Here is a 25792-nt window from a genome sequence, read left to right on the forward strand (position 1 = left end):
TGCACAACCTTGTAGGGCACCATCTTCATCTCATCGTTCACTTCGTTAAAGCGGCGGCCCATAAACCGCTTGATGGAGAAAATCGTATTCTCCGGGTTCGTAATCGCCTGCCGCTTGGCCACTTGGCCTACAAGGCGCTCGCCGGTCTTTGAAAACGCGACGATCGAGGGCGTTGTACGCGCACCCTCTTCATTCGGAATGACTTTGGGCTCGCCGCCCTCCAGGACAGCAACGCACGAGTTGGTGGTTCCGAGATCGATACCAATAATTTTTGCCATAGTTTGGCTCCTGCCGCTAAAAGATACTGACAGATATAAGATGCAACATTGAGTGACTTAGTGTCAACTTTTCTTGAGAATGTTCATATAAACCATGCTCAGCTTTTACTCACCCCAGACCGGGCAAAATCACCCGCGAAGTCCACTACGATCCTTTCCGGGTTTTGATGGATACGATCATCAAGCTGCCCCATTCCGCAGCGGGCAAAAACAGGGAAGGATTTGAGACCGATGGGGTCCACTGGAAAGTTCTAATCGGCAGAGGGGAACGATGCTTGCTGCACTACCGTTTTTCGTTTACTCGATCAACCTTTGCCCTAAGCTCCGCAAGCATCTCCGCAACCAGCCGTTCGGCAAAGATCCCTATCCTTAGCTGTGCAGTTCCTGAGAGGACAGGAAGGATGTCGTCCACCGGCATAGCATATTCACTCTTCTTGTCGCGTTCGAGAATTTGATATTCATCCTGTCCCGTGGCATCCTTGGGCACAAGCAAGTCGTATCGCCGTGTTACGACCTCGGGCGGTAGAGAGATATTTTGCACACGAGAGGGCTGTATCGCCACGAGTTCAACATAGAGATGTTCGCCAACCCCATGCGACGCTCGGTGCGTCGGCAGGTAGATTGGGTGGCTTCCTACAGTTAGGCCCACTTTGCTCTGGATTTTTGGATCCGCGACTTTGCGCGATAACTCTTTTTGAATATCTTCCTTCAATGCATTCAGGAACTTAGTTCCGCCGTCATCGATCTGTTTGTTGCTGAATCTTCCTTTCGCAATAGCTGGTCCACTGATTGCGGCCAGCGATTCCTCGGCGGTGGGCACAAGAGCCTTTTGCAGGTTGTCATGCACAATTGTCATAGTGTCCACTGATCTCCGAAGCATGAAATCTACAAACGGCTGAAAATCCCCCCCGTCCGCGCTCACAAGCGCATCCAGGTATGCCTCTTTATGCTCTGAAAGAATCATGATCGGCATCGAGATAGCACGGTAAGTAAACACCGAAGCCAACGCCCGAGCTACCCGGCCATTTCCGTCCGCAAATGGGTGTATCACGACCAACCCATAATGTGCATACGCAGCCTGCTGTACCGGATGAGCGGCCAGGAATTCCTCGGCCCGCATCGCCGCAACCAACCGAGCCATCTCTACCGGCGTCACGTCCACAGGCGCATACGAATGCGTAATTCCCTCTCGGGTGTGCGTCACATGGTTAGGGAGAACCTTATATCTTCCTTTCGGAAGGGGCTGTTCCTGGAATCCGATCGAAGTGATTACGCGATAGGTTTCCTGCGCGCCGCACACAACCTCATGCAACTTACGAATTGCGGCTTCGGAAATCGGCACCGTCTGCGTCGCCATGTCAAGAACATAGTCATACGCGTGCAATTGAGCATCGAACAACGGACGAACATTCTCACCTTTTTTCGCTAGCTCAACTTCCCAAGCCGCCGTTTCCATTGCGACAGTAAACGTAAATCCACCATCAACCTCATAAAGGCCTTCAATTGCTCCCGTATCGAGAGCAGCAGCTCGCTTTACAACCTCACGCGCCCGTTGAAAAGCCTCGCTGGAATGCTCGGCGCCGTCGTCCAGCGCGACCTTGTAGCGGTTCCAACGGACTGTATCGACAGAACTCCGCGAAACCCATTCCGCAAACGAAGGAAAGGGCTTATAGGCCGCGTCCAATACGTGAACATTGACTTCGGGTGTACTCATAGCATTCCTAAACTATTCTTTTCTGATGATGATAGCTTCTGCCTCGAATCCATCGTCATGATCTCGGTTTTGGCGGCGTTAGATTCGCAACCGGACGACCATGAACCGTAATCGTAAAGCGTTCCCCTTGCTTCACCAGTTCAATAATCTCGTAAAACCGCTTTTTTGCTTCCGTGATGCTGATAAGCGTATGCATGCCATCTTTATCGGCAGAGCATCTCACTCCCCCAGCGCCACAAACCGCCGATCCCTCTCGTCATACTGCTCAATCGTCCCGGTCATAATGTCGTAATACCACCCAAAAACCTGCAGCGTCCCAGCCTCCATCGCGCGCTTCACCGACGGGTCCGCCTTCAGGTTCCGCATCTGTGCAATCACATTACCGCGAATCACCGAGCCAAGTTCCGGGTCAATGTCCTTCTGGTTAAGCGGCTGCTTGAATTCAAGCGCGGCATCGATATGGTGCAGCCAGCGTGCCACCTTCGGAAGCTCGTCCACATTTTTGTTATAAAGAACGGCCTTCAGCGCCCCGCAATCGGAGTGCCCGCAGAGAATCGCATATTTCACCTTGATCACCTCCACGGCATACTCAATCGTGGCCGTCGTGCCGTCCACATCGTTCGCATACACCGGCACCACGTTGCCCGCATTGCGCGCAATAAAAAGCTCGCCGGGGCCAGAAGTGAGAATCAGATTCGGCACAATCCGGGAATCCGCACAGGTAATGAACAGGTACTCCGGCGACTGCCCTTCCGCCAGCAGATGAAACTGGTCACGGCACCCCGGAAAAACCTCTGCGCGGAACTTCTTATAGCCATCGATCAGATGCTGCATCTCGATTCCTCCCACCGTCCAGCCCGAACGCCCCTGCGTTCCGGGCCTGACCCAGCCTACAGGATTCCTTCTCCATAAAAATCATGCTGCGGTATATTGGGTCGATGCCCCGCACCGGAATTTGTCTGCGACTAAGCGGTCTTCTGCTGGCCACGCTCCTCTGCGTGACATCTGCACGCGCGCAGATGCCGGTCGCCGGTCCAATCGCCGGTCCAATCCCCGTCCCAATCTCAGACCCGCGCAGCGTGGACGCAACCAACCTCGGTGAGCACGTGGAGTTGGGGCCGCTATGGCTCTTTCAACCCGGCGACGATCCCGCCTGGGCCTCACCAGCCTTTGACGACACCGGCTGGCGCGTCATCTCAGCCCAGAAGCAGCTCCTCGATTACGGCATCCAGTACGCCAGCCAGGACATCCGCTTCGGCTGGTATCGCGTCCACATCCACCTGCGTCCCGACGCGCCCCCACCCGCCGTCACCATGGATTCCATCCTCGGCACCTCGGAGGTCTTCGCCAACGGCATCCGCCTTGGCGGCAACGGACCCATCCCCGGCGCGGTCTACCGCTATCAGTACCGCCTGCTCGCCTACCCCATTCCCAAGGCCGCCATCTCTCCCACCGGCGACCTCGTTCTCGCCATCCGCTTCGCCGTAAACCCCGCCGGCCGCCAGATCCGCTCGCACGGCCGCAGAACCGCCACGCCCATCGGCTTTGAGTCGCACGTGTATCTCACCAGCCCCGCCCAGGCGGCCATTAACGCCAGCTACATTGATACGCACAGCACGTGGCCCCTGTTTCTGCTCGCAGGCATCAGTTTTCTCACCTGCGTCATCGCTCTGGGCCTCTATTTGGCGCTCAGCACGCACAAGGAATACCTGGCCGCCTCCGCCGCGCTCTTTATTTACGGCCAGCTTTTTCTCTGTGACATCTGGCTTCAGCTCTGTGACCGCACTCCCCTCGCCGACTGGATCGATTACGCTCTCTTCGGCCTCGGTCAAGGACTCATCCTGGAGTTCTTTCGCATCCTTCTGGCGCCGTTTCTCGGCGCCAGACGCGCCCGCTGGCTGCTCTCCGTCCAGGTCGTCGTCGTTCTTTCCGCCCTCGCAGGCCCGCTCGTCAACTACGGCCTTCCCGGCACATTCCAGCTTGGATTGATCACCTTCTTCCTGCCCACGCTCATCGTGGAAGCGATCATTCTCGCGCTCCTCATCCGTAGCTGGCGCGCCGGCAGCACAGAAGCGCGCATCCTCACACCTGCGGTTCTGGCCATCACTCTCTCCAGGGGCTGGCTCTTCGCCCGCTACCTGGTCCTCTTCCTCAACCAGCCCTTCAATCTCCCGGCGCTGCCGTCCCTCCAGCTCGGCAGTTACGCTATCTCCTTTGACAACCTCTGCGATTTCATCTTCTTCAACTGCATGCTGCTCTTCCTCGTCCTGCGCACCGTCGGCATCGCCCGCCATAACGCGGAAGCCGCCGCGGAAATGGGAGCGGCACGCACCCTGCAAAAGCTGCAGCTCGCGCGCTCGCACGACGCCACTCCGGGCTTTGACACGCAAATCGAATACCACCCCGCCAAAGAAGTAGGCGGCGATTTCTTCTTCCTCTCTTCCGGAAAAGACGGCTCGTTGCTCGTAGTCGTGGGCGATGTCAGCGGCAAGGGCCTTCAGGCAGCCATGCGCGTCGCAGCCATTCTCGGCTCGCTCCGGCGGGAGGACTCGCGCGATCCCTCCATCGTCCTCGGCAACCTCAACCTCCAACTCCTCGGCCAGACCGAAATCGGCTTCACCACCGCCTGCTGCATCCACATTGACTCATCCGGCAACTACGCTCTATCCAGCGCCGGCCACATCCCTCCCTATCTTGCTGGAGAAGAAATCCCCACACTGCCCGCGCTCCCACTCGGCCTTGCCGCCGCCGCGGACTACGAATCCATCACCGGACGCCTCGCCCGCGGCCAGACGCTCTTTCTCATCACCGACGGCGTCGTCGAAGCCCGTTCCCCATCCGGCGAACTCCTCGGCTTCAAGCAAACCGAAGAACTCATGTCCGGCCACACCGCCAGCCAGATAGCCCAGGCCGCGCGCTCCTTCGGCCAGGAGGACGACATCATCGTCCTCTCCATCGCTCTCGCATCCTGAACCCCTGCGTTTATCCTGCTCCGAGAGGATTCTTCCCATGTCGTGCTTCACCCGGCTTGTTCGCGCCACGCTTCTGCTCACTCTGGCCTCTGCTTCCGCGCTTTCGCTCTCAGCTCAAACCGTAAACACCATCGACCCGGCCCTCAAAGCCAAAATTGACCGCATCGCCGCCGGTGTCCTGGAGCAGCACGGCGTTCCCTCAGCCTCCATCGCAGTCATTCAGCATGGCAAAATCGTCTTCACGCAAGCCTACGGCCTCGCGCACATCGGCCCGGACGAGCCCGCCACGCCGGAGATGCGCTACTCCATCGGCTCCATCTCCAAGCAGTTCACCGCCGCCGCAATCCTGCTCCTCCAGGAGCAGGGCAAGCTCAAGCTCGACGACCCCGTCGGCAAATACGTTCCCGATCTCACCCGCGGCAACGAGATCACCATCCGCCAGGTCCTCTCCCACACCTCCGGCTACCAGGATTACTGGCCGGAAGACTACCTCATGACGCCGATGATGAAGCCCACCACCGCGCAGTACATCCTCGACACCTGGGCCAAAAAGCCGCTCGACTTCGAGCCCGGCACGCAGTGGCAATACTCCAACACCAACTTCGTCATCGCCGGCATGATCGTTGAAAAAGTCTCCGGCCAAAAGCTCGTGGAGTTCCTCGGCGAGCACATCTTCCACCCCCTCGGCATGAAGAGCGTCTACGATAGCGACCAGGACAAGCTCACATCCACTGACGCCACAGCCTACATCCGCGCCGCCCTCGCACCCCTGCGCGCCGCGCCCAAGGAAGGCCGCAACTGGATGTTCGCCGCCGGCGAGCTGGCCATGACGCCCCACGACCTCGCCCTCTGGAATGAAAGCCTGATCGCGCAGTCCATCCTCAAGCCCGAAAGCTACAAAGAAATGTTCACCAGCATCAAGCTCAAGGGCGGCCCAAAAGACGGCCAGGACTCCCACTACGGCCTCGGCATCTTCGTGCGCAAGTACGACGGCCATCTCCTCCTCGAGCACAGCGGTGAAGTCACAGGCTTCGTAGCCGAAAGCATGGTCTTTCCAGATGACGGCGTTTCGGTCATCGTACTCACGAATCACATGGAAAGCGGCGCAAGCCAGATCGCGACGACGACCGCGGACACCCTCATCGGCCTCAAGCAGAGCGCCCCGGAAGAGCAGGCCTTCGCTATATATCGCGATCTCCAGCAGGGCAAAATCGACCGCTCGCTCCTCGCGCCCAACCTCAGCGACTACTTCGACGCGCAGACTTTAGAGGACTTCAAAACCAGCCTCAGCCCACTCGGCGAACCGCTCACCTTCACCCAGACCGGCGAAAGCCTCCGCGGCGGCATGACCGAGCGCTCCTTCCGCATCGTCTACCCCACCCGCCGGCTCTCGCTCTCCACCTACACCTACCCCGACGGCAAGCTGGAACAATACCTCGTCAATCCCGCAGACTAACGCCACTCGGCAAATAGAACTCTTGCATTCCGCTCGTTTCAGCACAGGCATCGGGTGCCCCATCCATGCGCAGCTTCATCGCGCATGGGTGGGATAGCACAAATGCCAGACAACCCGCTTTTGCATTTCGCTCTTGAAGGGTATGGGCTTCAGCCAGTACCCTTCGATTTCCAAACAAAATCTTGGGGCTTTAGCTCCAAAGGGATGCTTCTCAAATTCCGCTTCGGAGAAACCAATGCGCGCCACCCGCCTGCCCATCTCCCTTTTAGCTCTCGCCGCCCTCACCGTCGCCGCCCAGCAACCAAAGAACCCACTCGCCCCCTACATCTCCGTCCCTGAGCCTTCAGTAGCCCTAACCCACGTAGAAATCATCGATGGCACCGGTTCCGCACCCATCCCCGATCAGACCATCCTCATCTCCAACGGCAAAATCGAAAGCATCGCCCCCGCATCCTCAGCCAAAATCCCCGCCGGCGCGCGCATCCTCGACCTCACCGGCCACGCCGTCTTCCCCGGCCTCGTCGGCATGCACGAGCACCTCTTCTACACCGAGCCGGAAAATTCCAGCCTTCGCGCATTCATCATCGGTCAGTCCCTCCAGACCGCCCCGCGCCTCTATCTCGCCGGCGGAGTCACCACGGGCCGCACCACCGGCAGCATCGAGCCCTACGCCGACCTCACTCTCCGCACTCGCATCGAAAAAGGCCTCGACCCCGGTCCCGATCTCGACATCACCGGACCCTATCTCGATGGCCCCGGCACCTTCATCATGCAGGCCGTCCCGCTGCAGGACGCCGCCTCTGCCCGCGCCGCCGTCAACTACTGGGCCGATCAGGGCGTCACCTCCTTCAAGGCCTACATGTTCATCAAGCCGGAAGCTCTGAAGGCCGCCATCGACGCCGCCCACGCCCGCGGCCTCAAGATCACAGGCCATCTCTGCTCTGTCTCCATACCGGAAGCCGCGGAAATGGGCATCGATAACCTCGAACACGGCCTCCTCGAAGACTCCGAATTCACCCCCAACCGCAAGCCCGGAATCTGCAACCCCGGCGGCGCAGGTATCAAGGCAATCGCGGACACAGTCGATATCAACGGCCCGCAGGTCCAGGCGCTCATCCACACCCTCGTTGAGCACCACGTAGCCATCACCTCCACGCTCGCCATCTTCGAAAGCTTCACTCCCAACCGCCCGCCCATGTCCTTCCTCGATCGCGAACACGACTCCATGCTCCCCGAAGCCTGGTCCTCCGTCCTCGAAAACCGCGCCGGCATTGCCCAGAGCGGCGAAAAGTCCCCCTGGAACTCCGCCTTCAAAAAAGAAATGGCCTTCGAGCACGCCTTCGCCGCTGCCGGCGGCCTTCTCATGACAGGCTGCGACCCCACCGGCTACGGCGCAGTCCTCCCCGGCTTCGGCGACCAGCGCGGAATCGAGCTCTTGGTTGAAGCCGGCTTCACTCCAGTCCAGGCCATCCAGATCGCCACCCAAAACGGCGCGCGTTACCTGGGCCGCGACAAGCAAATCGGCACCATCGCCCCCGGCAAGCAAGCGGATTTAGTCGTAGTCAAAGGCGACCCCGCCAAAGACATCTCCGCTGTAGAAAATGTCGAATACGTCTTCAAACACGGCACCGGCTACGACCCCGCCAAACTAATCGACTCCACCCGCGGCATGGTCGGAATTCGATAACGAGTTGGTTCGACAGTCAAAAATTTAGGTGGCTTTGAACTTATCGATTTTGGTCGGTTTTGTATCAGGGCACGACTTTAGTCGTGCCGAAAACGCGCCTAAATTGTCTGGGCTTTAGCCCCCGAGGGATGCCTCTTTATCCTCAACCAGCGTGCCGCACCGAATGCCTTTAACCCTGTTTCGCCGCAAGACTGACCGGCTCCGTCTTGCCGTAAATCGCCCAGAGCATTGCAGCAATCCAGCCAATACCGGTCCATCCCAGGAAGAAGCTGAGCAGGTAAATCAGCGAGAGATCAGCGCATTTGCGCCGGCTCGCAATGATTGAAGGTATGGCGCACAGCGCAGCACCCAGAATGAAGAGGAATATACGCATCGAAACTCCCCGCAAACGCGCAGGCTAAATCCACTGTGCATGAGCTTATCCGGTAGACTAATACCTGTCTATGTTCGAAACACTCACAGATAAACTCCAGCGCGCCTTCAAAACCCTCCGCGGCCAGGGCACGCTCTCCGAAGAAAACATCGCCGAAGCCCTGCGCGAAATCCGCGTCGCACTGCTCGAAGCCGACGTCAACCTGAACGTCGTCAAAGAGCTCATCGAGCACATCCGCGCCAAAGCCGTCGGCACAGAAGTCATGACCGCGCTCTCGCCCACCGAGCAGATCACCAAGATCGTCCGCGACGAGCTCATCTCCATCCTCGGCAAAGACACCGCGCGCTTCAACTTCGCCCCGCAGCCGCCCACCGTCATCCTCATGGCCGGCCTGCAAGGCTCCGGCAAGACGACAACCTCCGGCAAGCTCGCCGCATGGCTCAAAAAAGGCGGCCGCCGTCCGCTGCTCGTCTCCGTCGACGTCTACCGCCCCGCCGCCCGCGAGCAGCTCAAAGTCGTCGCCAAATCCATCGACGCCAAAATCTATGAAGGCGACCTCAAAGGCGAACAGCCCGGCTCCGCACTCGTCGAGCGCCTCGCGAGCGAAGCGAGACGCGAAGCCCGCAACTTCGGCTTCGACACCCTCATCGTCGATACCGCGGGCCGCCTGCACATCGATGAAGAGCTGATGAAGGAAATGGAGCGCCTCAAGAAGCTCCTCAACCCGCAGGAAATCCTCTTCGTAGCCGACTCCATGACCGGCCAGGACGCCGTCAACTCCGCGCTCGACTTCCACAAGCGCCTCGGCCTCACCGGCGTCGTCCTCACCAAGATGGACGGCGACGCCCGCGGCGGCGCAGCGCTCTCCATCCGCCACGTCACCGGCCAGCCCATCAAGTTCATCGGCATCGGTGAAAAGCCCGATGCCTTCGAGCCCTTCCACCCCGACCGCATCGTAGGCCGCATCCTCGGCATGGGCGACATCCTCTCGCTCGTCGAAAAAGCCGAAGCCACACTCGACAAGAAGAAATCCGAAGAGTTCGCCAAGAAGGCCCTCCTCGGCGACGGCTTCACATTAGAAGACTTCCGCGACCAGCTCCGCCAGATCAAAAAGCTCGGCTCCATGGAATCCATCCTCAAGATGCTGCCCTCAGTCGGCCCCTTCGCCGGCATGTCCCAGGCCGCGCAAAACGTGGACGAAAAACAATTCGTCCGCCTCGAAGCCATCATCAACTCCATGACGCCCCACGAGCGCCGCAACCACGAAATCATCTCCGGCTCACGTCGCAAGCGCATCGCCGCCGGCTCCGGCACCAGCGTGCAAGACGTCAACATGCTCCTCCGCCAGTACGCACAGATGAGCAAGATGTTCAAGCAAATGGGCAAAGGCGGCATGGGCAAAGGCGGCCTGGCCAAGCAAATGATGCGCGGCGGCATGAGCGGCATGATGGGTACCCGCCAAAAATTCGGCCGGTAGAATTCTTAAATCACGGAGGACGGCATGGCAGAGCAAGAAACAAAACGCCCAACACGCAAACTAACCGTCAAAAACTTCTCCGTAATCAAAGACGCCGAATTGGAATTCGGCAAAATCACCATCTTGATCGGACCACAAGCTAGTGGCAAAAGCTTGCTTTGTAAGCTTGCATATTTCTTCGAGCAGTACGTCTCTGAACTTGTTCTCAATGCGGGAAGAAACCAATTATCTTTGAATCAAACAGAAGAACAGATTATCGAGAGTTTCCTTTCGTATTTCCCTGAAAATATTGAAGGAAAAACATTTCATATTCAGTATCAAATTGACCCATCATTTTCCCTATCTATTGGAATGACCGATACTTCTCGCACACCTTATCTTGAGTGGAAGAATCGAGAATTCATCTACTCCTTTAAGAATTGGCTGTCAGCAAGGTCCCAGAGGCCTCCGAGCTTCAACAGTGATAGGCGACGTGAGTTGATGTCGGGCGTTGACATTGGTCCAATGCCAATCGAGAGCGATTCAGTCTATATCCCGACAGGAAGAGCATTCTTTTCTACTCCCAACAGGGCATTGGCGGCTCTTTCAACAAAGAATTTGGATTGGATCACCAATCGATTTGCAACTGATTTTGATGCTGAATACAGCGCTTTACGCGAATCGTATCAAACAAATCGCGTCCTCTTGCGCAACATCGGTTCTTCATCGACCGAGATTCTAAAGGGAAGAGTAATAAAGGATGACAGCAGGTTGATCTTCGAATCCATTCAAGATGGTAGAAGGCTCCCTTTTGAGATTCTGTCATCCGGCACGTTAGAGCTGTTGCCTATTTTCAATATTCTTGCTCAGGTTGCCAAAAAGACGGGTGATCCTGTTCATCCAAATATGCCATCTCCGACGGTTGGTATGGTGTTTACAGAAGAACCTGAGCTTAGCGTATTCCCTGAGACGCAATATCAATTTGCCAAGTTAATCGCCTTATTAGCAAAGTCCGATTTACTTTGGAAGTCCTACGCAATCACCACCCACAGCCCTTATATCCTGTCCTCATTTAACAATCTCATCTTGGCGGGGCAGCTTGGTATGGACAAACGGCTCAAGAAGAAGATCAAAATTGATGAACAATTCTGGATCGAACCAGACTCCTTCAAGGCCTACAGTATCCACGATGGCAAATTGGAGTCGATCCTTTCAAAATCAGGCCTGATAAACGGTGAATACCTTGATAGCGTTTCCGAAGCAATTGGAAAAGAATTTGATGAGCTCCTGAGGCTGGAATATGGCAAGCAAAAGGCCTCATAAGATTGCGGCCCTCGATCAAAAGGCAGAATGCATCGAATTGAGCAATATATCCAGCCTGACCGTCGAAGAAAAAGGGATTGCAGCGACTTTCAAGAACTATCGGCGGAAAGAAATTCGGAAGATTAGATACGATGGCTGCTATCAGTTCGTAGCCGCGCAGGGGCATGCGGATTACATCATCGGATTTGATGGGAAAATAGATGTCGTTCTTGAGCTTAAAGGCTCAGAGCTGAAACGTGCAGTCATCCAGGTAGGTGACACGCTGGACCGATGGAAAAAAGATCCGATTCACTATTCACAGATTGTTTGTCTCATTGTCTTCGGTCATACCTTCCCGCGCATGAGGTCGAATCTTGGCGTTCTTGAGCGTGAATTCCTCGCTGAGAAATGTACCTTTCTACGGATACGGCAAAGCGGAGAAGATAAATTTAGCTTCAACAAGCTCGCGGGGAAATACTGATGACTACCACCAGCCTCCAGAACCAGCTCGACGAGATCACCGCCAACCCGTACGGTTTCGCCCGCATGATGGCCGCCCGCCAGAAATTCAGCCGGTAACCTGCTGCGCCATGTCAGCTCGCTGCGCGTACGAAACTCCGGCGTGACACTGTTCAGATCGACCACATCGACCTTGAACGGCAATCTCGATTCATCAAGCGCGTCCGAGAGTCTGCCCCGAATAGTGAGCGTCAATTCTGCACCGCTAACTGCAAGATCAAGATCGGAGAACCGCTTGACGCGCCTGCCAGTGGCCCGCGATCCGAAGGCCCAAACCTTGTGCCCAGGCAGATGGGTCCGAAGAATAGCGGCAAGCTCTTCCCACTGGTGAGGATCAATCACGATGGATGGTATCTCCGCCGATTTAGCTTCCACTGCCATCGCCGCATGTCCTTTCCAGTTCCATATAAAGAAACTCTGCTTCTTCCATAAATTCTGGAATCCTTTCCAGCACTTGTCGAGCAGTTTCCTCGTTATAGGTATGGCTGGTGAGATTCCGAGCCTCTCGAAATTTAAACCAGGTATCCCATCCAGACCGCAAAAGACCATACTCGCTTGCAGTGCGTATAAGTGTCGGGAAGGACATCTCCCTCTCAACTTGAGCCTCAGCAGCATGTTCCAAATAGCGCTTCAGCATCGCAGCGCACAGCCCGTATGTAAACTCAAACCGCTGAATTACCGCATCGCGATAAAGCGTATTCTCCGGCTCGCGCTTCAACGCATCGAGTCCCTCCCGGAGCCGCTCAACCGCCTTTCCGAGCGGAGAAAAATCCAGCGTTGCCATACGCACATTCTACGCCACGCATATCTGCGAAAATGAAAGCGATGTCTCTTCCAATGAGCAGCCTTCAAGACCAACTCGACGAGATCACAGCCAACACGCGCAAGCTCGTACAAGCCGAGCGCCTCGCCATCAGCGAGCGCTCCGTAGAAGACCTCTTCGCAAGCGGCATAGAAGACCGCATCCTCCCCATCGGCGCGCAAGTCCCCGAATTCTCCCTGAAAGACGCAAGAGGCAAAGCCGTCCACAGTAAAGACCTGCTCTCCGTCGGCCCGCTCATCGTCAAATTCTTCCGTGGCCGCTGGTGCAGCTACTGCGCCACAGAGCTAGAAACCTGGCGCGACCTCTACGGCCGCATCCGCGAGCACGGCGCAGTCATGGTCGCCATCAGCCCGCAAACCGCCCGTCAGAACGACTTCATGGCCGGCCAGCACGGCCTTCCCTTCCCGCTGCTCTCCGACCCCGGCAACAAAGTAGCCACTCAATTCGGCCTCACCTACACACTCTCTGAGACCATGCAGCAGTACTACAAATCCATCCTCGTCAACCTGACCTTCATCAACGGCGAACCCAGCGGCACGCTCCCACTCCCAGCCACCTACGTGATCAGCCGCAAGGGAAACATCCTCTTCGCAGAAGCCCACTCCGACTTCCGCGTCCGCCCCGAACCAGAAGAAGCCCTCGCCGCCGCCTTCTCAGCGCGGTAGCTGAAAATGGGCAGGGACATGAACGCAGAAACATAAAGGTAGGCCGGGGATTTATCCCCGGCAATAAAGCTGTAAATGGGATCGGGGCTTTAGCCCCTGAGGTATGCTTTCGAGCTCACTCCACCGGCCCAGTCCAAGGCGCACGCTTCCCAAACAGCGCTGTCCCAATCCGAACCCGCGTTGCACCCTCCTGAATCGCCAGCGCAAAATCCCCACTCATCCCCATCGAAAGCGTGTCAAATTTCAACCCCACATGCTTCTGCGCCCACCGATCCCGCCACTCCCGCAGCGCCCGAAAGCAAGCCCGCGTCTCCGCCTCCGCCACACCAAACGGCGCAATCGTCATCAGCCCACGCACATGCAGATGTTTCAAATCCGGCAACCGCTCCAGCAGCGCCGCAGCCTCCGCCGATTCAGGCTCAAGCCCATCCTTCGATTCCTCCGGACTTAGCTTCACCTCAATCAGCACCGGCAGCCGCTTATGCAGCTTGCCCGCCGCATCATTCAGCCGCTCGGCCAGCTTCAGCGAGTCCAGCGAATCAACAGCATCAAACAACTCCACAGCCCGCGCCGCTTTATTTGACTGCAAATGCCCAATCAGATGCACAAAAATCGGCTCATCCGTAGCCGCCATTGGCCCCGAGCAGCGGCACGGCTCAAGCTCCGGAGCCTTACCCGCAAACTCCTGCACGCGGTTCTCGCCAAACAGCCTCAGCCCCAGCTTCTCAGCCTCAAGAATCGTCGCCGCAGGATACGTCTTCGAGACCGCCATCAGCTCAACTTCATGGCGCGCGCGCCCAGCAGCCTTGCAAGCCGCATGAATCTGTTCTTCCACTTTTGCGAGATTTTCTTTCAGTGACATTACGATGATTGTTTCACCGCCAGCCGTCCCCGCGCATCCTGCATCCGCCCCATCGCAGGCACATGATTCACAGCCGCGCCAAGCCCAAACCGCGGCATATTCGCATACACGGTCTCAAACTTTCCCGGCTCCACAAGATAGCTCTCATGCCAGATTCCCACTGTGCCATTGCCGCCAACACGCCGGTTAAACTCCGCCCACGCCGGCAAATGCTTCGCCTCCCGCGCATGCGCATAAGCATGCAGATGCTCAAAGCTGCGCCAGTACTGGAGGACGGCAACACCACGCCAATAAACAAAGTAATGCGCATGTAACAGCCCAAGCTCCGGCTGTTTCATCAGCTCAGCAATCATCGCCGGCATAGCGGAAAACACCCGCGGCCAACTGCCCAGCGCCAAAATCTTGTTGACCCGCGCACCAATGAGAAACACCACAAACGACTCATCGCTCTGCGCCGCATAACGACCAGGAAAGATCGGCATGAATGCCTCCTCTGCGCCGCGCTCTCGACAGTGTCTGACGAATCGACCAAGGCCTGTTTTGTAACAGGGCACGACTTTAGTCGTGCCGAAAATGAGCGAAAAACGGTCGGGCTTTAGCCCCTGAGGGACGCTTATTGTGGTGCAATACGCTCGAAAAAAATCCGTCCGGCATTGTCTTTAGTGCCCGTGCTCTTCCAAATACTTCTCCACCTCAAGCGCCGCCATACACCCCGTCCCAGCAGCCGTAATCGCCTGCCGATACCGCCGGTCCTGCACATCCCCGCACGCATACACACCCGGAACAACCTGCCCGTTGCGCGTAGTAAGGACATTGTTCTGCGTCAGAATGTACCCCTCGGAGTCGAGATCGATCTGCCCATGAAACATCTTCGCGTTCGGCTCGTGTCCAATCCCGAGAAAAACCCCGCTCACATGCAGAGTCTCCTCTACCCCGGTAACAGTGTCCTTCAGCCGCACGCCACACACTTCCTTCTGATCCACACCCAGAACCTCTTCCACAATCACATTCGTCCGCAGCACAATCTGCGGATGCGCAATCGCCCGCTCCAGCATGATCTTGCTCGCCCGGAAGTTCTCCCTGCGATGCAATATGGTCACCTTCGTAGCAAAGCGCGACAGGAAGATCGCCTCCTCCATCGCCGTATCGCCGCCGCCAATCACAGCAATCTCCAGCCCACGGAAAAAGAAACCATCGCACGTAGCGCAGCTTGAAACCCCATGCCCAATCAGCTTCTGCTCGCTCTCCAGGCCAAGCCACCGAGCACTCGCGCCAGAAGCCACAATCAGCGACCGCGTATCGATCTCACCAATCGAGGTGCTCAGCCGGAAAGGATGCCTATGCAGGTCCGCGGCCTTCAAATGCGCCGTCTGGAACTCAGCGCCAAACCGCTCCGCCTGCTTCTTCATGTTGGCAATCAGCTCCGGCCCCTGCACACCCTCCGGCCAGCCGGGAAAATTCTCCACCAGCGTGGTAATCGAAAGCTGCCCACCCGGCTCATGGCCTTCCAGCACCAGCGGCTTCAGCCCGGCGCGTGCGGTGTAAATGGCGGCAGTGAGTCCGGCGCAGCCGGAACCAAGAATGACTGTCTCTCGTGTCTCGCTCATCAATAATTTCCTGAGTCGATTCTATTCGTACAAACCCACTCAGGACTCCAGGAATATGATGATGTACATGGCAAATTTGACTCTTGTCTACGGAATGCGCCTCCTCCCCGAGGGCGAAGTGACGCAGATTCAGGACGCAACCCTCCAACTCGCCAACGGCAATCAAGCCCACGTCACCATGCACGTCCTTGAAGGCTCACGCGAGCAGATCGAAGCCCAGCTCAAGCAAAGCCTCGACGCCTTCTTCGACTTTTACCCGGAGATCTGACCCATTTCTCCGTTTCTAAGAATTCTCTAATCCCGTCGCAGCCCAAATGGTTAAGCTTTTGCAATCCCTGCGAGTGCCCGGAACAAATCCTGGTATTTCCCTTCAGGACGCACTCGCATGTTGGCTCTTTCTCATTCCAGGGCGCATCTGGCGCTCGTCTGCATTCTTTTCGTCTTCTCTCCCGCCATCATCCAAGCCGGCGGCCCACGCGCCGTCGCCGGAACCACTTACTTCAACTCTTCGGTCATGGGCCAGCCGCTCTACTGGACCGGCGGAAAGATCAATTACTACGTCGATCAGGGCGCGCTCAGCGCCACGGTCAGCAATCAGCAGGCTATCGCAATGGTGGACGCAGCCGCCGCGCTCTGGAACGCCGTTCCCACCGCCGGCGTCACTCTCACCGACAAGGGTTCGCTCGCTGAAGACGTAAGCGGCTCCAACACCACTCCCGGCAGCAGCAACACCTTCGCCGCTCCCGCCGACGTAACTCCATCCTCCACCGGCTTTCCAGTTGGCGTGGTCTTTGACGCGGACGGCTCGGTCCTCGATACCCTGTTCGGCACGGATACCAGCGACCCTGCCAGTTGCGAATCGAACGCCGTAACCATCTGGACCGACAACATCGCCACCAACGCCACCATCAGCCACGCCATTATGATCCTCAACGGCCTCTGCACAAACACCGCCAATCGCCTGACCATGATGAACTTTGCCCTCGATCGCGCGTGGGGCGAAATTCTCGGCCTCGGCTACGCGCAGATTTATCCCAACGCCGCCGCCAGCATCAACACCGCGGAGCTGGATGCCTGGCCCGTCATGCAGCCTTTCATGGGCGCATGCGGCTCAGCCGGCGGCGTGTGCATTCCAGAGGAAGGCCAGCTCAGCCAGGACGACATCGCCGAGCTGAACCGCATCTATCCCATCACCACGGCCAATCTCGCCGGCTTTCCCGGCAAACGGCTCACCGCGGCCAACACCCTCTCCATCCAGGGCACCATCAGCTTTCGCTCGGGATACGGAATGCAGGGCGTCAACGTCCTCGCCACCCCGCTCGACTCCAGCGGCAATCCGCTCTACAGCTACACCGTCAGCGCCGTCTCAGGAGCCTATTTCAGCGGAAACCACGGCAGCATCATCACCGGCCTGAATGGAACCAACGGAATTCCACTCTCGCAGTATGGCTCAAGCGACCCCACGCTGCAGGGCTACTTCGACCTGCGCTACATACCGCTCCCGCCCGGCATGACCTCAGCCAGTTATCTGCTCACCTTTGAGGCCATCAACCCGCTCTATATCTACGGAAACGCAGTCGGCCCCTACCTCGACGGCTCGCCTGACCCCTCCGGCACGCTCGCGCCCGTCACAGTGGCCGCTCTCAGCGCCGGAGGCTCGCAAACCGTCACCGTCAACGTATCGGACTCCGCCGTAAGCGGCTTTGACGATGCCATCTCCACCGTGGAATCCCCGCGCATGCTCGCCCCCAGCGGCGTCTGGACCGGCCTGCTCGGCCAGGTGCAGCAGACTGACTGGTTCACCTTCCCTGTGCGCGCCAACCGCACCTTCACCATCGTCACGCAGGCTCTCAATGAGCAAGGCGTGCCCTCGCAATTCAAAGCCATGCCGGCCCTCGGCGTGTGGGATGCCTTTGACGCTTCCACTGCCGGTCCCGTCGGCCTGGCCCCTGCGCTCAACGGCTCCGCAGTCGGCGAAACCTGGCTCCAGGTCACCGCCAGCGCCGATGACACCGTGCGCCTCGGTATCGCCGACATGCGCGGCGACGGACGGCCCGATTACGCCTACTACGGGTGGGTGCTCTACGCCGACACCGTCCAGCCCGCGCGCCTCGCCGCCGCCGGCGGTCCCATTGTCATCGACGGCATGGGCTTCCAACCCTCCGACACGGTAAAGATCAACGGCCAGGCCGCGCAGATCACCGGCATCTCGCCCAACCAGATCACAGCCATCGCTCCCGCCGCGGGCCAGGGCATCACCGGCTCGGTCAATGTGGAAGTCGACGGCCTTCCCGCCTACAACGCCGTGGCAATTCTCATCAACGGCATCAGCTATGACGCGGCCACAGGCGACTCGCTCACCCTCGTCACCGCGCCCTCAAACACCGTTCCCATCGGCGTCCCGCTGGCCTTCACCGTCACCGCGCTCGGCGCAGACCTCGCGCCCGCGGCGGGAGATACCGTCACCTTCGCCGTCTCAGCCGGAACGGCCACTCTCGCCTGCGGCCAGCCCGCCTGCCCGGTCACCTCCGGAGGAGACGGCAACGCCACCATGAATGTGACTGCTGTCGCCGCCACGCCTACAGTTGTCACAGCCACGCTGACCAATGGCGTGCAGCTCCAGGCGCACTTTGAAGGCGGAACCCCGCCCGTGCTCGCCGCCCTTACGCCGCAGCTCTCGCTCGCCGCCGGAGCCGGCATCGCCTGGCCCACGCAGGCGCTCGTGCTCAACAACAGCCTTCCCGTAGCCGGCCAGGCCGTGGCATGGCAACCTGCCGCAAGCTCCGGCATCTCTGCGGCGGGCTCCGCGGCAGCCATCACCGCCGGCAGCGGCATCGCCACCAACACGCTCAACGTCGGGCCGCTGACAGAAGGCCAGCAATCCAGCGTCCAGGCCTGCCTCAACGGCACATCGCAGTGCGTCAGCTTCTCGGCCCTCGGCGCAAGCCCGGAATCTGCCACCGTCCAGGCGCTCTCCGGAGCCTCCCAGAGCATGGCCGTCACCGCCACTCCCAGCCAGATCGTGCTGCTCGTCAAAGACGTCAACGGAAACCCGATGGCCGGCGCAACCGTTACCTTCTATCAGTCCATCTACGCGTGGAGTCCGCCCTGCCCGCCGCATGGGCTCTGCGATCAAGCGCAGTTGCTGGCCGTCGAAAGCTCGACAGGAACCTCGGCCATCGACGGCACGGTCAGCTTCACCCCAACAGGAATCTCCGGCGTAGCCACCAACACCATCGGCCTGGCAGCCACCGGCAACACCGGCACCGCCGGCGTAACCATCGAAATGCATCCGTAAAGCAGCTGTTAGCCTCTAGCTCTTAGCTTCAAGCACCAAAGACACCGGGTGCCCCATCCTCGCGGCGTAGTTGTTTTTGCCGCTAGGGTGGGACAGCACTCCCGGGTACTGGCTCAGTTTGAATTGTTTTGTAACAGGGCACGACTTCAGTCGTGCCGAAAATGATTGAAAAACATCCGGGCTTTAGCCCCTGCGGGATTTCTTCAAACTGAGCAGGTGCCCCATTCATGCGCAGCTTCATCGCGCATGAGTGGGACAGCACTCCCATCCGCTCTCCCACCACCAGACTAAAAGCTAATAACTAACAGCTAAAACCCATCCTCCCGCATCTCTACAATCAGACCAGTTCGAGGAGGAAGATTGAGCCAGCTCACCACTCCACGAGTTCCCGGCGCGCGTCCGCGTGTCGTCATCGTAGGCGGCGGCTTTGCAGGAATCAACGCAGCCCGCGCGCTCGGCAAGCTGCCCGTCGATCTCACCGTCATCGACCGCCGCAACCACCACACCTTCCAGCCGCTCTTGTATCAGGTAGCCCTCGCCGTCCTCTCACCCGCTGACATCGCCCAGCCCATCCGCGGCATCCTCGCCAGCCATCGGAACACGCAGGTTCTCATGGACGAAGTCACCGCCATCGACACCGCCGCCCGCAGCCTCTCGCTCTCCAGCGGAGCCACCATCGGCTACGACTACCTCATCCTCGCCACCGGCGCCACGCACTCTTACTTCGGCCACGACGAATGGGCCAAATTCGCTCCCGGCCTCAAATCCATCGAAGACGCCACCGAAATCCGCCGCCGCGTCCTCCTCGCCTTTGAACTCGCCGAGCGCCAGATGCAGGAACACGGCTGGCACCCGCCGCTCAACTTCGTCATCATCGGAGCCGGTCCCACCGGCGTCGAGCTCGCAGGAGCCATCGGCGACATCGCGCAGTATTACCTCCAGCACGACTTCCGCCACATCGACCCCCGCAAGAGCCGCGTCCTGCTCCTCGACGGCGGCGACCGCATTCTCGCCACCTATCCGCCGCAACTCTCCACCCGCGCCGCCGAAGAACTCGCAGCTCGCGGTGTAGAAGTCCACACCAAAAGCCACGTCACCGGCGTCGGTCCCGGCTGGGTCGAGGCCAACGGCCAGCGCACCCAAGCCGCAGTCATCCTCTGGGCCGCCGGCGTGCAGGCCTCGCCCCTCGGCAAGCTCCTCAACGCGCCCGTCGACAAACGCGGCTGCGTCCTCGTCGACGACGAACTCAACCCGCCAGGACAAGAAACCACCTTCGTCCTCGGCGACCTCGCCCACTTCGAGCAGAACGGCAAACAAGTCCCTGGCGTCGCCCAGCCCGCCATCCAGATGGGCAACCACACTGCCAAAATGATCGCCGCCGACCTCGAAGGCAAACCCCGCCAGCCCTTTCACTACTTCGACAAGGGCGACATGGCCACCGTAGGCCGCTTGGCCGCCGTCGCCGACGTAAAATGGCCCTTCACCGCCCTCATGAGCGGCTGGACCGCCTGGTTCGCCTGGCTAACCGTTCACATTTTCTTTTTGATCGGCTTCCGCAACCGCTTCTCGGTCCTCTGGTCCTGGGTCTGGAATTACCTCACCTTCTCCGGCACCGCCCGCCTCATCACCGGCGACCAGACCCTCCCCGGCTGGCAAGAACAAATCGAAGAAGGCAAAAAAGCCGCCAACCCGTAGCCTGTTGCACCACAAAGTCGGGTGCCCCAGGTCTCGATTTTGAGACCTGGGATAGCACTCCCGCTCACTCCCACAGCATCGCCATCCTGATCTTGCAGCACAGATTAATTCCAAATCGCCGCTCTCACCTCCGGTAAACTAAAAAAGTCATGCATGACATAGGATTTGTCCGGTCCAACCTGGACCTGGTAGAAGCAAAACTGCGTGCGCGCGGAGCCGACCCCGCCGCGCTCCTCGGCGACTTCCGCTCACTCGACCTCCGCCGCCGCGAAGCTATCCGCGAGTCCGAGACCCTCAAAGCCCGCCGCAACGAGCTTTCGCAGCAGGTAGGCCAGCTCAAGCGCCAAAAGCAGGACGCCACGGCGCTCATGGACGAAACCCGCGCGCTCAAAGACAAGCTGGACGATCTCGACAAGACCGCCACAGCGCTCGACGACGAGCTGCGCCTCGCGCTCTCCCGCGTGCCCAACCTCACCCGCGACGAAGTCCCCGCAGGCAAATCTGAAGCCGACAACGTCACCGTCAAAGAGTGGGGCACCAAGCGCACCTTCGATTTTGAAGCAAAACCGCATTGGGAGCTAGGCGAACAGCTCCGCATTCTCGACCAGGAACGCGCCGCCAAACTCAGCGGAGCCCGTTTCGCCGTCTACTACGGCCCCGGCGCGCGGCTTGAACGCGCCCTGGCCGGCTTCATGCTCGACCTGCACACCACGCAGCACGGCTACACCGAAATCCTGCCGCCCTTCATGGTGAACTCGAAGTCGCTCTTCGGCACCGGCCAGTTGCCCAAGTTCGCCGACGATCTCTTCCGCACCTCGGACGCCGATGCCGAAAGCGCCGCAAACGGCGAATTCAAAGACGCCGACCACTGGCTCATCCCAACGGCAGAAGTCCCCGTCACCAATCTCTATCGCGATGAAATTCTCGACGAATCTCGTCTGCCCATCGCCTTCACCGCCTACACGCCCTGCTTCCGCGCCGAAGCCGGAGCCGCAGGCAAGGACACGCGCGGCATCATCCGCCAGCACCAGTTTCAAAAGGTCGAGCTGGTCAAGTTCGTCAAGCCGGAAGACTCAGACGCCGAGCACGAAAAGCTCACCCGCGACGCCGAAACAATCTTGGAACTTCTGGACCTTCCCTATCGCCGCGTCCTGCTCTGCGCCGGCGACACCGGCTTCTCCGCAGCCAAGACCTACGACCTCGAAGTCTGGCTTCCCGGCCAGGGTCTTTATCGCGAAATCTCCTCCTGCTCCAACTTCGAGTCCTTCCAGGCGCGCCGCGCCAACATCCGTTACCGGGCAAGCGGCGCAAAGGGCAAAAGCGAGTTCCTGCACACCATCAACGGCAGCGGATTGGCCGTCGGGCGCACCTGGCTCGCAATCCTCGAAAACTACCAGCAGTCAGACGGCACAGTGCTTGTGCCGGAGGTTTTACGCCCCTACATGGGCGGACTGACTACAATCAATAAGCAGAACCTCTGATTTTTAACGAACGGCAAGCATGAACAGGATTCTCAAGAGCTACTTCTACTGGACCTATCAACGCGGCAGCTTCCATTACGACGTCATGGTGACGCTGATCCTCGCCTTCATCTTCATCACCCCGCAGTTTTGGGATTACGGTGATAAGCCGCCGAAGACAGGCGGCCCATACCAGCCCATCCAGGTGCTCGGCGATGGCGGCAAAGGCCTCATCCTCACCGTCCCCGCCAGTGAAGTCCCCATCCCGGCAAGAATCACGGACTACACCATGCGCCGCGCTCTCAAACGCGCCATGCAGCCCGTCACCGGCGACGCAGTTTCCATCGAGCGCTGGGAGCTCTCGCGCGATGCCAACGGCAATCCGCTGGCATGGAAGGTCTGGCTGCACAAGTAGTCAATCGACCGGCGCATAAACGCAATACCCCCGCGGCGGCGCAGGAAACTCAGCACTGCCTTCCCCGTCCGTGGTTCGTTCCTCCGGCTGCGGAGCCTGGTAGCCATCCCAGGCCACAGGCTTGAACTTCTTGTTAACCCACTTGGTCTTGACCGCCCGCCCGCTCCACTGATTTCCAAGATTGTTGAGCACGTAAATGAGACCCGTCTGCGACTCCGTGCCGGCGCGCTGCATGACATAAAGATCAGGGTCGGCGTGCAGAATCGAAGATTCCCCGCCGGCGTGGGCATGATGTGCCGCCACAAGCGCATCTATGCCATTCGGCGTATTCGGCCGCGCCAGTTCATTGTTGAAGTAGTCGTACCAGTACACACACGGATAACCGTCACCGGTCAGGATGAATGAATAGGCCAGCAGCTTGTCGTTGACGATTTCATTGTTCTGCATGTCATGGTTGTCCACAAAGGTGACGGCATTGAAGGGTCGCGCCGCAGACACTGATCCCGCGTCCGTCAGTTTGCGCAGATCATAGCTCGGCGTGTCGCACATATCTTTCAGCTTGTAGCGCAAAGGAAAATCGAAAGCGGCAACCTGCTGGTCGGTAACAGCATGCACCTTGTCCAGCCAGTCGCCAATGTCGTCAGGGCCGGACCAGTACTCGCCCACGACGAAAGGCGCAAACTCGCGGCCATCCTTCTTCTGGTACTGATACTTGGCAAGCAGGCCAATCATCCACGCCCCATAGCCTTTCACAAAGTCGAACCGCAGCCCATCGAAGTCCAGTTCTTCAATCAGCAGCCGCGCATATTCAAACATCGCGGTATACACCAGCGGATTGCGGTGACAAAGATGCGGAAAACCAGCGAAGTTCTCCCCTTCAACCATGTGGCGTTCGTACCTGCTTGGATGAAAGCAGTTCCAGTCGCGAGGAAATTTACCGCTCTTCGGGCGGAACTTCGTCCACATCTTCTGCCCGTTCAACGGATTGGTCTCTTCCTCGTCGGCGCCGGAATTGTGGTTAATCACCATATCCGCAATAGCGCCCATATTATGTTCGCGCATCGTGCGGATGAGATTCTCAAGCTCCGCGCGATTGCCGTAAAGCGTCTTCACCGAACCCTTCTGGTCAATGTCGCCCAGGTCGAAATAATCGTATGGATCGTAGCCATTGGAGTTAGGATCGGCAGCCTTGCTGATCGGCGGAAGCCACAGGGAATTGAAGCCGGAGGTCGCCAGTTGGGGAACTTTTTCCCGAACGGTATTCCACCATTCGCCGCGCTTATCTTCTTTCACTGGCGCATCCCAGTAAAAAGCCTGCATCATAACTGCCATCAGCGTCTCCCAGTCGTAGCTGCATCGTATGGAATGGATAAATACTGCGTTTCTACTCCTTTGCAGATGCTATTTCCGGTAGCGAAGTTGGCTTCGGACGCAGTCAGCCTCCTTCCAGCGCCCAGCCCAGGCGAATTTTCTCGCTCCTTTGAGTTCCACCGGGTATCTTATTGAGTTGAGGATTATGCGCGCACGTAAACTGCTTTTTTTTCTATCGCTGGCCGCCCCATTTCTGTTTGTGATCGCGGCGCCAATATCCGCCAAAGCCGACGATCTGCATTCCGTCCTGGATCGTCTCAACGCCGCGGCAAAGAAATTCCATTCCGTCTCCGCAAATCTTGTCTTTGACACGGAGACGCAGGACCCCATCCCCGACTCCGACATCCAGAAGGGCATCGCGTATTACCAGCGCGACGGAAGCAACTTCAAGATGGCTGCACACTTCAATGATCGCAATGGCCATCCCGTCAAAACCGCCTATAACATCTCCGGCGGCGCAATTCATTTCTTCGATGGCACTGAAGTTCACACTGTCGATGCAGCCAAGTGGCAGAGCTACCTCATCCTCGGCTTCGGCGCCAGCGGCACGGAACTGGCCGACAAGTGGGACATTAAATACCTTGGCTCGTCAGTTCTGGATGGTGTCAACGTAGCGCAACTTGAGCTGGTTGCCAAGGACCCGCAGGTCCGCAAGAACATCGCCAAGGTTATCATCTGGATCGACCCCGATCGCGGCGTGAGCCTGAAGCAGCGCTTCGATGAGAGCGCTAGCGCCTACCGCATTTGCACCTACACCGACATCAAAGTCAATACGCCGCTGCCGAAGAACGCCTTTGATCTGAAGTAGGCCCTGCAGTCAGCCGCGCAACAGCAACGCCGCCCAGCACAAACCACATCGGAAAAAACTCCAGCGTATAGCGCGCTTCCGGCCCTTCGACAGTAGCCAGCAGCGCGCAGCGCAGCACAAAATAAAGCACCATCCACGGCCACAATCGAGGCCGCAAACACAGCCCCATCACGCCCAGCGTCAGATACGCCAGGTTCAGCGCCACATAAAACCAGCTAAGAATCGTCTCATCCCAGTGGCGTCTATAAACCCACCAGTCCTGATCGATCGGCAGATTCTCCACGCGCGGCCTCAGCAGCATATCCGCCACACGTGCCGCCGGCAACAGCACGTAATAGCGTATCGGGTGCGCAGCAATGCGCTCATCAGCCAGCCGCCCAAGCCGCGCATCAATATCCACATTAAAACTCTCGTCGTTATTCTCGTAGTCGCGCGCAATCGCAGCCGTCCGGTCCCGCTGCTCCTTCGAGTCAAACGCCCGCGCCGGAATCAAGGTCATATCGAATGGCCCATCCGGCACATTCCAATAAATCTCGTAGGTGTTCTTGAAATCCAGCGACCACGTCTTCACCCACCTCTGCCATCCCTGCCACGTCGGCTCGCCAGGATCGGTAGCATAGCGCGGTGCCAGCGGCTGAAAGACATGAAACTGGCTCCAGTTATGCGCCGCCCAAACCCCAAACGGCGTCGCGGCAATCAAAAAGCAGACCAGCGCCATTACGATGCGCCGTTTATCTACAATCCTGATCCCTGACCCCTGTTCCCTGACCCCTGTTCCCTGATCCCTGTTCCCTGCCGCCCACAAGGCGGCCCCAAACGCCACACCGATTAACGCACCATCCGGCCGCAGCAACGCAGCAAACGTAATGACCAGCGTGAACCCCAGCGCCGCGGCCCATCTCTGCCTGTCCTGAAACCGCACCGTCAGCCACATCGCTACCGTAATGCAGAACAGCGTCAGCGACTCCGTCAACGGCGACGCGGCATAGCTCGCAGTAAACGGACACAGCGCCGCAATCCACAGCGTCACA

The 25792-nt window shown here is 58.6% G+C and carries 24 protein-coding genes and 1 pseudogene; 13 read left to right on the forward strand and 12 right to left on the reverse strand.

Going from position 1 to position 25792, the window contains the following annotated elements; translation table 11 throughout:
- The 4 genes from ABSG47_RS17035 to ABSG47_RS17050 form a co-directional block, all read right to left on the reverse strand.
- Positions 1–278, reverse strand: a 278-nt coding sequence (locus tag ABSG47_RS17035; RefSeq protein WP_424170901.1) for an Hsp70 family protein, incomplete at its 3' end; no start/stop codon positions are given.
- A gap of 283 nt (positions 279–561) precedes the next feature.
- A complete protein-coding gene (locus tag ABSG47_RS17040) occupies positions 562–1992 on the reverse strand; it encodes a Fic family protein (protein WP_424170902.1) in 1431 nt (476 codons plus the stop codon).
- 55 nt (positions 1993–2047) lie between these two features.
- Complete coding sequence (locus ABSG47_RS17045; RefSeq protein ID WP_424170903.1) at positions 2048–2188, reverse strand: type II toxin-antitoxin system Phd/YefM family antitoxin; 141 nt, start codon at positions 2186–2188, stop codon at positions 2048–2050.
- A gap of 23 nt (positions 2189–2211) precedes the next feature.
- Positions 2212–2826, reverse strand: coding sequence for a carbonic anhydrase (locus ABSG47_RS17050; protein WP_424170904.1), 615 nt, complete (start codon positions 2824–2826; stop codon positions 2212–2214).
- A 104-nt stretch (positions 2827–2930) separates the two neighbouring features.
- Here ABSG47_RS17050 and ABSG47_RS17055 point away from each other — a divergent pair, with 104 nt between their 5' ends.
- The 3 genes from ABSG47_RS17055 to ABSG47_RS17065 all read left to right on the forward strand — a co-directional run bounded on the left by ABSG47_RS17055 (position 2931) and on the right by ABSG47_RS17065 (position 8107).
- On the forward strand, positions 2931–4964 hold the full coding sequence (locus ABSG47_RS17055) for a PP2C family protein-serine/threonine phosphatase (protein ID WP_424170905.1): 2034 nt from the start codon (positions 2931–2933) through the stop codon (positions 4962–4964).
- A gap of 37 nt (positions 4965–5001) precedes the next feature.
- Complete coding sequence (locus ABSG47_RS17060; protein WP_424170906.1) at positions 5002–6420, forward strand: serine hydrolase domain-containing protein; 1419 nt, start codon at positions 5002–5004, stop codon at positions 6418–6420.
- 235 nt (positions 6421–6655) lie between these two features.
- The gene (locus ABSG47_RS17065; protein WP_424170907.1) at positions 6656–8107 is read left to right on the forward strand and encodes an amidohydrolase family protein; all 1452 of its coding nucleotides are present in this window, start codon (positions 6656–6658) and stop codon (positions 8105–8107) included.
- A 169-nt stretch (positions 8108–8276) separates the two neighbouring features.
- On the opposite strand, the gene ABSG47_RS17070 is transcribed toward ABSG47_RS17065, so the two are convergent.
- The gene (locus ABSG47_RS17070; RefSeq protein WP_424170908.1) at positions 8277–8480 is read right to left on the reverse strand and encodes a superinfection immunity protein; all 204 of its coding nucleotides are present in this window, start codon (positions 8478–8480) and stop codon (positions 8277–8279) included.
- 70 nt (positions 8481–8550) lie between these two features.
- Between ABSG47_RS17070 and ffh the strand changes: the two genes are divergently transcribed.
- From ffh to ABSG47_RS17085, 3 genes are read left to right on the forward strand one after another with little or no spacing between them, the layout of a single operon-like run.
- Positions 8551–9957, forward strand: a complete 1407-nt coding sequence (gene ffh / locus ABSG47_RS17075) for a signal recognition particle protein (RefSeq protein WP_424170909.1) — start codon at positions 8551–8553, stop codon at positions 9955–9957.
- A gap of 24 nt (positions 9958–9981) precedes the next feature.
- On the forward strand, positions 9982–11259 hold the full coding sequence (locus tag ABSG47_RS17080) for an AAA family ATPase (protein WP_424170910.1): 1278 nt from the start codon (positions 9982–9984) through the stop codon (positions 11257–11259).
- Positions 11237–11719 (forward strand): hypothetical protein, encoded by a 483-nt coding sequence (locus tag ABSG47_RS17085; protein ID WP_424170924.1) that lies wholly within the window; start codon positions 11237–11239, stop codon positions 11717–11719. The genes ABSG47_RS17080 and ABSG47_RS17085 overlap by 23 nt, the downstream gene beginning before the upstream one ends.
- A gap of 128 nt (positions 11720–11847) precedes the next feature.
- Here ABSG47_RS17085 and ABSG47_RS17090 read toward each other — a convergent pair.
- Together ABSG47_RS17090 and ABSG47_RS17095 are read right to left on the reverse strand one after the other, a co-directional pair.
- Positions 11848–12138: pseudogene (locus ABSG47_RS17090) on the reverse strand (nucleotidyltransferase domain-containing protein); the annotation flags it as partial.
- On the reverse strand, positions 12122–12541 hold the full coding sequence (locus tag ABSG47_RS17095; RefSeq protein WP_424170911.1) for a nucleotidyltransferase substrate binding protein: 420 nt from the start codon (positions 12539–12541) through the stop codon (positions 12122–12124). The pseudogene ABSG47_RS17090 and the gene ABSG47_RS17095, both read right to left, overlap by 17 nt.
- A 53-nt stretch (positions 12542–12594) precedes the next feature.
- On the opposite strand from ABSG47_RS17095, the gene ABSG47_RS17100 reads away from it, so the two are divergent.
- Complete coding sequence (locus tag ABSG47_RS17100; protein ID WP_424170912.1) at positions 12595–13245, forward strand: peroxiredoxin-like family protein; 651 nt, start codon at positions 12595–12597, stop codon at positions 13243–13245.
- Between the two features lie 115 nt (positions 13246–13360).
- Here ABSG47_RS17100 and ABSG47_RS17105 read toward each other — a convergent pair whose 3' ends face one another.
- The 3 genes from ABSG47_RS17105 to trxB all read right to left on the reverse strand — a co-directional run bounded on the left by ABSG47_RS17105 (position 13361) and on the right by trxB (position 15714).
- Complete coding sequence (locus tag ABSG47_RS17105) at positions 13361–14107, reverse strand: YggS family pyridoxal phosphate-dependent enzyme (RefSeq protein ID WP_424170913.1); 747 nt, start codon at positions 14105–14107, stop codon at positions 13361–13363.
- Positions 14107–14589: a DUF4188 domain-containing protein gene (locus tag ABSG47_RS17110; RefSeq protein ID WP_424170914.1), complete on the reverse strand. Its 483-nt coding sequence runs from the start codon at positions 14587–14589 to the stop codon at positions 14107–14109. Before ABSG47_RS17110 ends, ABSG47_RS17105 begins: the two co-directional genes overlap by 1 nt.
- Positions 14590–14766: 177 nt before the next feature.
- On the reverse strand, positions 14767–15714 hold the full coding sequence (trxB, locus tag ABSG47_RS17115; RefSeq protein WP_424170915.1) for a thioredoxin-disulfide reductase: 948 nt from the start codon (positions 15712–15714) through the stop codon (positions 14767–14769).
- Between the two features lie 67 nt (positions 15715–15781).
- Here trxB and ABSG47_RS17120 point away from each other — a divergent pair, with 67 nt between their 5' ends.
- The 5 genes from ABSG47_RS17120 to ABSG47_RS17140 all read left to right on the forward strand — a co-directional run bounded on the left by ABSG47_RS17120 (position 15782) and on the right by ABSG47_RS17140 (position 22582).
- Entirely contained in the window at positions 15782–15982 is a 201-nt protein-coding gene (locus ABSG47_RS17120; RefSeq protein WP_424170916.1) for an allantoinase, read from the forward strand.
- A gap of 117 nt (positions 15983–16099) precedes the next feature.
- Positions 16100–19012 (forward strand): IPT/TIG domain-containing protein, encoded by a 2913-nt coding sequence (locus tag ABSG47_RS17125; protein WP_424170917.1) that lies wholly within the window; start codon positions 16100–16102, stop codon positions 19010–19012.
- A 360-nt stretch (positions 19013–19372) separates the two neighbouring features.
- The gene (locus tag ABSG47_RS17130; protein ID WP_424170918.1) at positions 19373–20707 is read left to right on the forward strand and encodes an NAD(P)/FAD-dependent oxidoreductase; all 1335 of its coding nucleotides are present in this window, start codon (positions 19373–19375) and stop codon (positions 20705–20707) included.
- A gap of 149 nt (positions 20708–20856) precedes the next feature.
- Positions 20857–22188 carry a serine--tRNA ligase gene (serS, locus tag ABSG47_RS17135; protein ID WP_424170919.1) on the forward strand — a complete coding sequence of 444 codons (1332 nt, stop codon included), beginning with the start codon at positions 20857–20859 and terminating at the stop codon, positions 22186–22188.
- 19 nt (positions 22189–22207) lie between these two features.
- Entirely contained in the window at positions 22208–22582 is a 375-nt protein-coding gene (locus tag ABSG47_RS17140; RefSeq protein WP_424170920.1) for a hypothetical protein, read from the forward strand.
- Here the strand turns inward: ABSG47_RS17140 and ABSG47_RS17145 are convergent, their stop codons facing one another.
- The gene (locus tag ABSG47_RS17145; RefSeq protein WP_424170921.1) at positions 22583–23914 is read right to left on the reverse strand and encodes an alpha-amylase domain-containing protein; all 1332 of its coding nucleotides are present in this window, start codon (positions 23912–23914) and stop codon (positions 22583–22585) included.
- A gap of 184 nt (positions 23915–24098) precedes the next feature.
- Between ABSG47_RS17145 and ABSG47_RS17150 the strand changes: the two genes are divergently transcribed.
- Positions 24099–24761, forward strand: coding sequence for a LolA family protein (locus tag ABSG47_RS17150; protein WP_424170922.1), 663 nt, complete (start codon positions 24099–24101; stop codon positions 24759–24761).
- On the opposite strand, the gene ABSG47_RS17155 is transcribed toward ABSG47_RS17150, so the two are convergent.
- The coding region (locus ABSG47_RS17155; protein ID WP_424170923.1) for a hypothetical protein at positions 24721–25792 on the reverse strand (1072 nt) is incomplete at its 5' end. The genes ABSG47_RS17150 and ABSG47_RS17155 overlap by 41 nt on opposite strands.

The organism is Occallatibacter sp. (genome assembly GCF_049510455.1).
GTDB lineage: Bacteria > Acidobacteriota > Terriglobia > Terriglobales > Acidobacteriaceae > Telmatobacter.

Excerpts from the sequence above, each read along its gene's own strand:
- ABSG47_RS17050 (WP_424170904.1), bottom strand. The coding sequence starts at position 2,826 with ATGCAGCATCTGATCGATGGCTATAAGAAGTTCCGCGCAGAGGTTTTT.
- ABSG47_RS17120 (WP_424170916.1), top strand. The coding sequence starts at position 15,782 with ATGGCAAATTTGACTCTTGTCTACGGAATGCGCCTCCTCCCCGAGGGC.
- ABSG47_RS17045 (WP_424170903.1), bottom strand. The coding sequence starts at position 2,188 with ATGCATACGCTTATCAGCATCACGGAAGCAAAAAAGCGGTTTTACGAG.
- ABSG47_RS17055 (WP_424170905.1), top strand. The coding sequence starts at position 2,931 with ATGCCCCGCACCGGAATTTGTCTGCGACTAAGCGGTCTTCTGCTGGCC.
- ABSG47_RS17110 (WP_424170914.1), bottom strand. The coding sequence starts at position 14,589 with ATGCCGATCTTTCCTGGTCGTTATGCGGCGCAGAGCGATGAGTCGTTT.
- ABSG47_RS17060 (WP_424170906.1), top strand. The coding sequence starts at position 5,002 with ATGTCGTGCTTCACCCGGCTTGTTCGCGCCACGCTTCTGCTCACTCTG.
- trxB (WP_424170915.1), bottom strand. The coding sequence starts at position 15,714 with ATGAGCGAGACACGAGAGACAGTCATTCTTGGTTCCGGCTGCGCCGGA.
- ABSG47_RS17095 (WP_424170911.1), bottom strand. The coding sequence starts at position 12,541 with ATGGCAACGCTGGATTTTTCTCCGCTCGGAAAGGCGGTTGAGCGGCTC.
- ABSG47_RS17145 (WP_424170921.1), bottom strand. The coding sequence starts at position 23,914 with ATGGCAGTTATGATGCAGGCTTTTTACTGGGATGCGCCAGTGAAAGAA.
- ABSG47_RS17125 (WP_424170917.1), top strand. The coding sequence starts at position 16,100 with ATGTTGGCTCTTTCTCATTCCAGGGCGCATCTGGCGCTCGTCTGCATT.
- ABSG47_RS17105 (WP_424170913.1), bottom strand. The coding sequence starts at position 14,107 with ATGTCACTGAAAGAAAATCTCGCAAAAGTGGAAGAACAGATTCATGCG.
- ABSG47_RS17100 (WP_424170912.1), top strand. The coding sequence starts at position 12,595 with ATGAGCAGCCTTCAAGACCAACTCGACGAGATCACAGCCAACACGCGC.
- ABSG47_RS17040 (WP_424170902.1), bottom strand. The coding sequence starts at position 1,992 with ATGAGTACACCCGAAGTCAATGTTCACGTATTGGACGCGGCCTATAAG.
- ABSG47_RS17070 (WP_424170908.1), bottom strand. The coding sequence starts at position 8,480 with ATGCGTATATTCCTCTTCATTCTGGGTGCTGCGCTGTGCGCCATACCT.
- ABSG47_RS17065 (WP_424170907.1), top strand. The coding sequence starts at position 6,656 with ATGCGCGCCACCCGCCTGCCCATCTCCCTTTTAGCTCTCGCCGCCCTC.
- ABSG47_RS17140 (WP_424170920.1), top strand. The coding sequence starts at position 22,208 with ATGAACAGGATTCTCAAGAGCTACTTCTACTGGACCTATCAACGCGGC.
- serS (WP_424170919.1), top strand. The coding sequence starts at position 20,857 with ATGCATGACATAGGATTTGTCCGGTCCAACCTGGACCTGGTAGAAGCA.
- ABSG47_RS17150 (WP_424170922.1), top strand. The coding sequence starts at position 24,099 with ATGCGCGCACGTAAACTGCTTTTTTTTCTATCGCTGGCCGCCCCATTT.
- ABSG47_RS17085 (WP_424170924.1), top strand. The coding sequence starts at position 11,237 with ATGGCAAGCAAAAGGCCTCATAAGATTGCGGCCCTCGATCAAAAGGCA.
- ABSG47_RS17080 (WP_424170910.1), top strand. The coding sequence starts at position 9,982 with ATGGCAGAGCAAGAAACAAAACGCCCAACACGCAAACTAACCGTCAAA.
- ffh (WP_424170909.1), top strand. The coding sequence starts at position 8,551 with ATGTTCGAAACACTCACAGATAAACTCCAGCGCGCCTTCAAAACCCTC.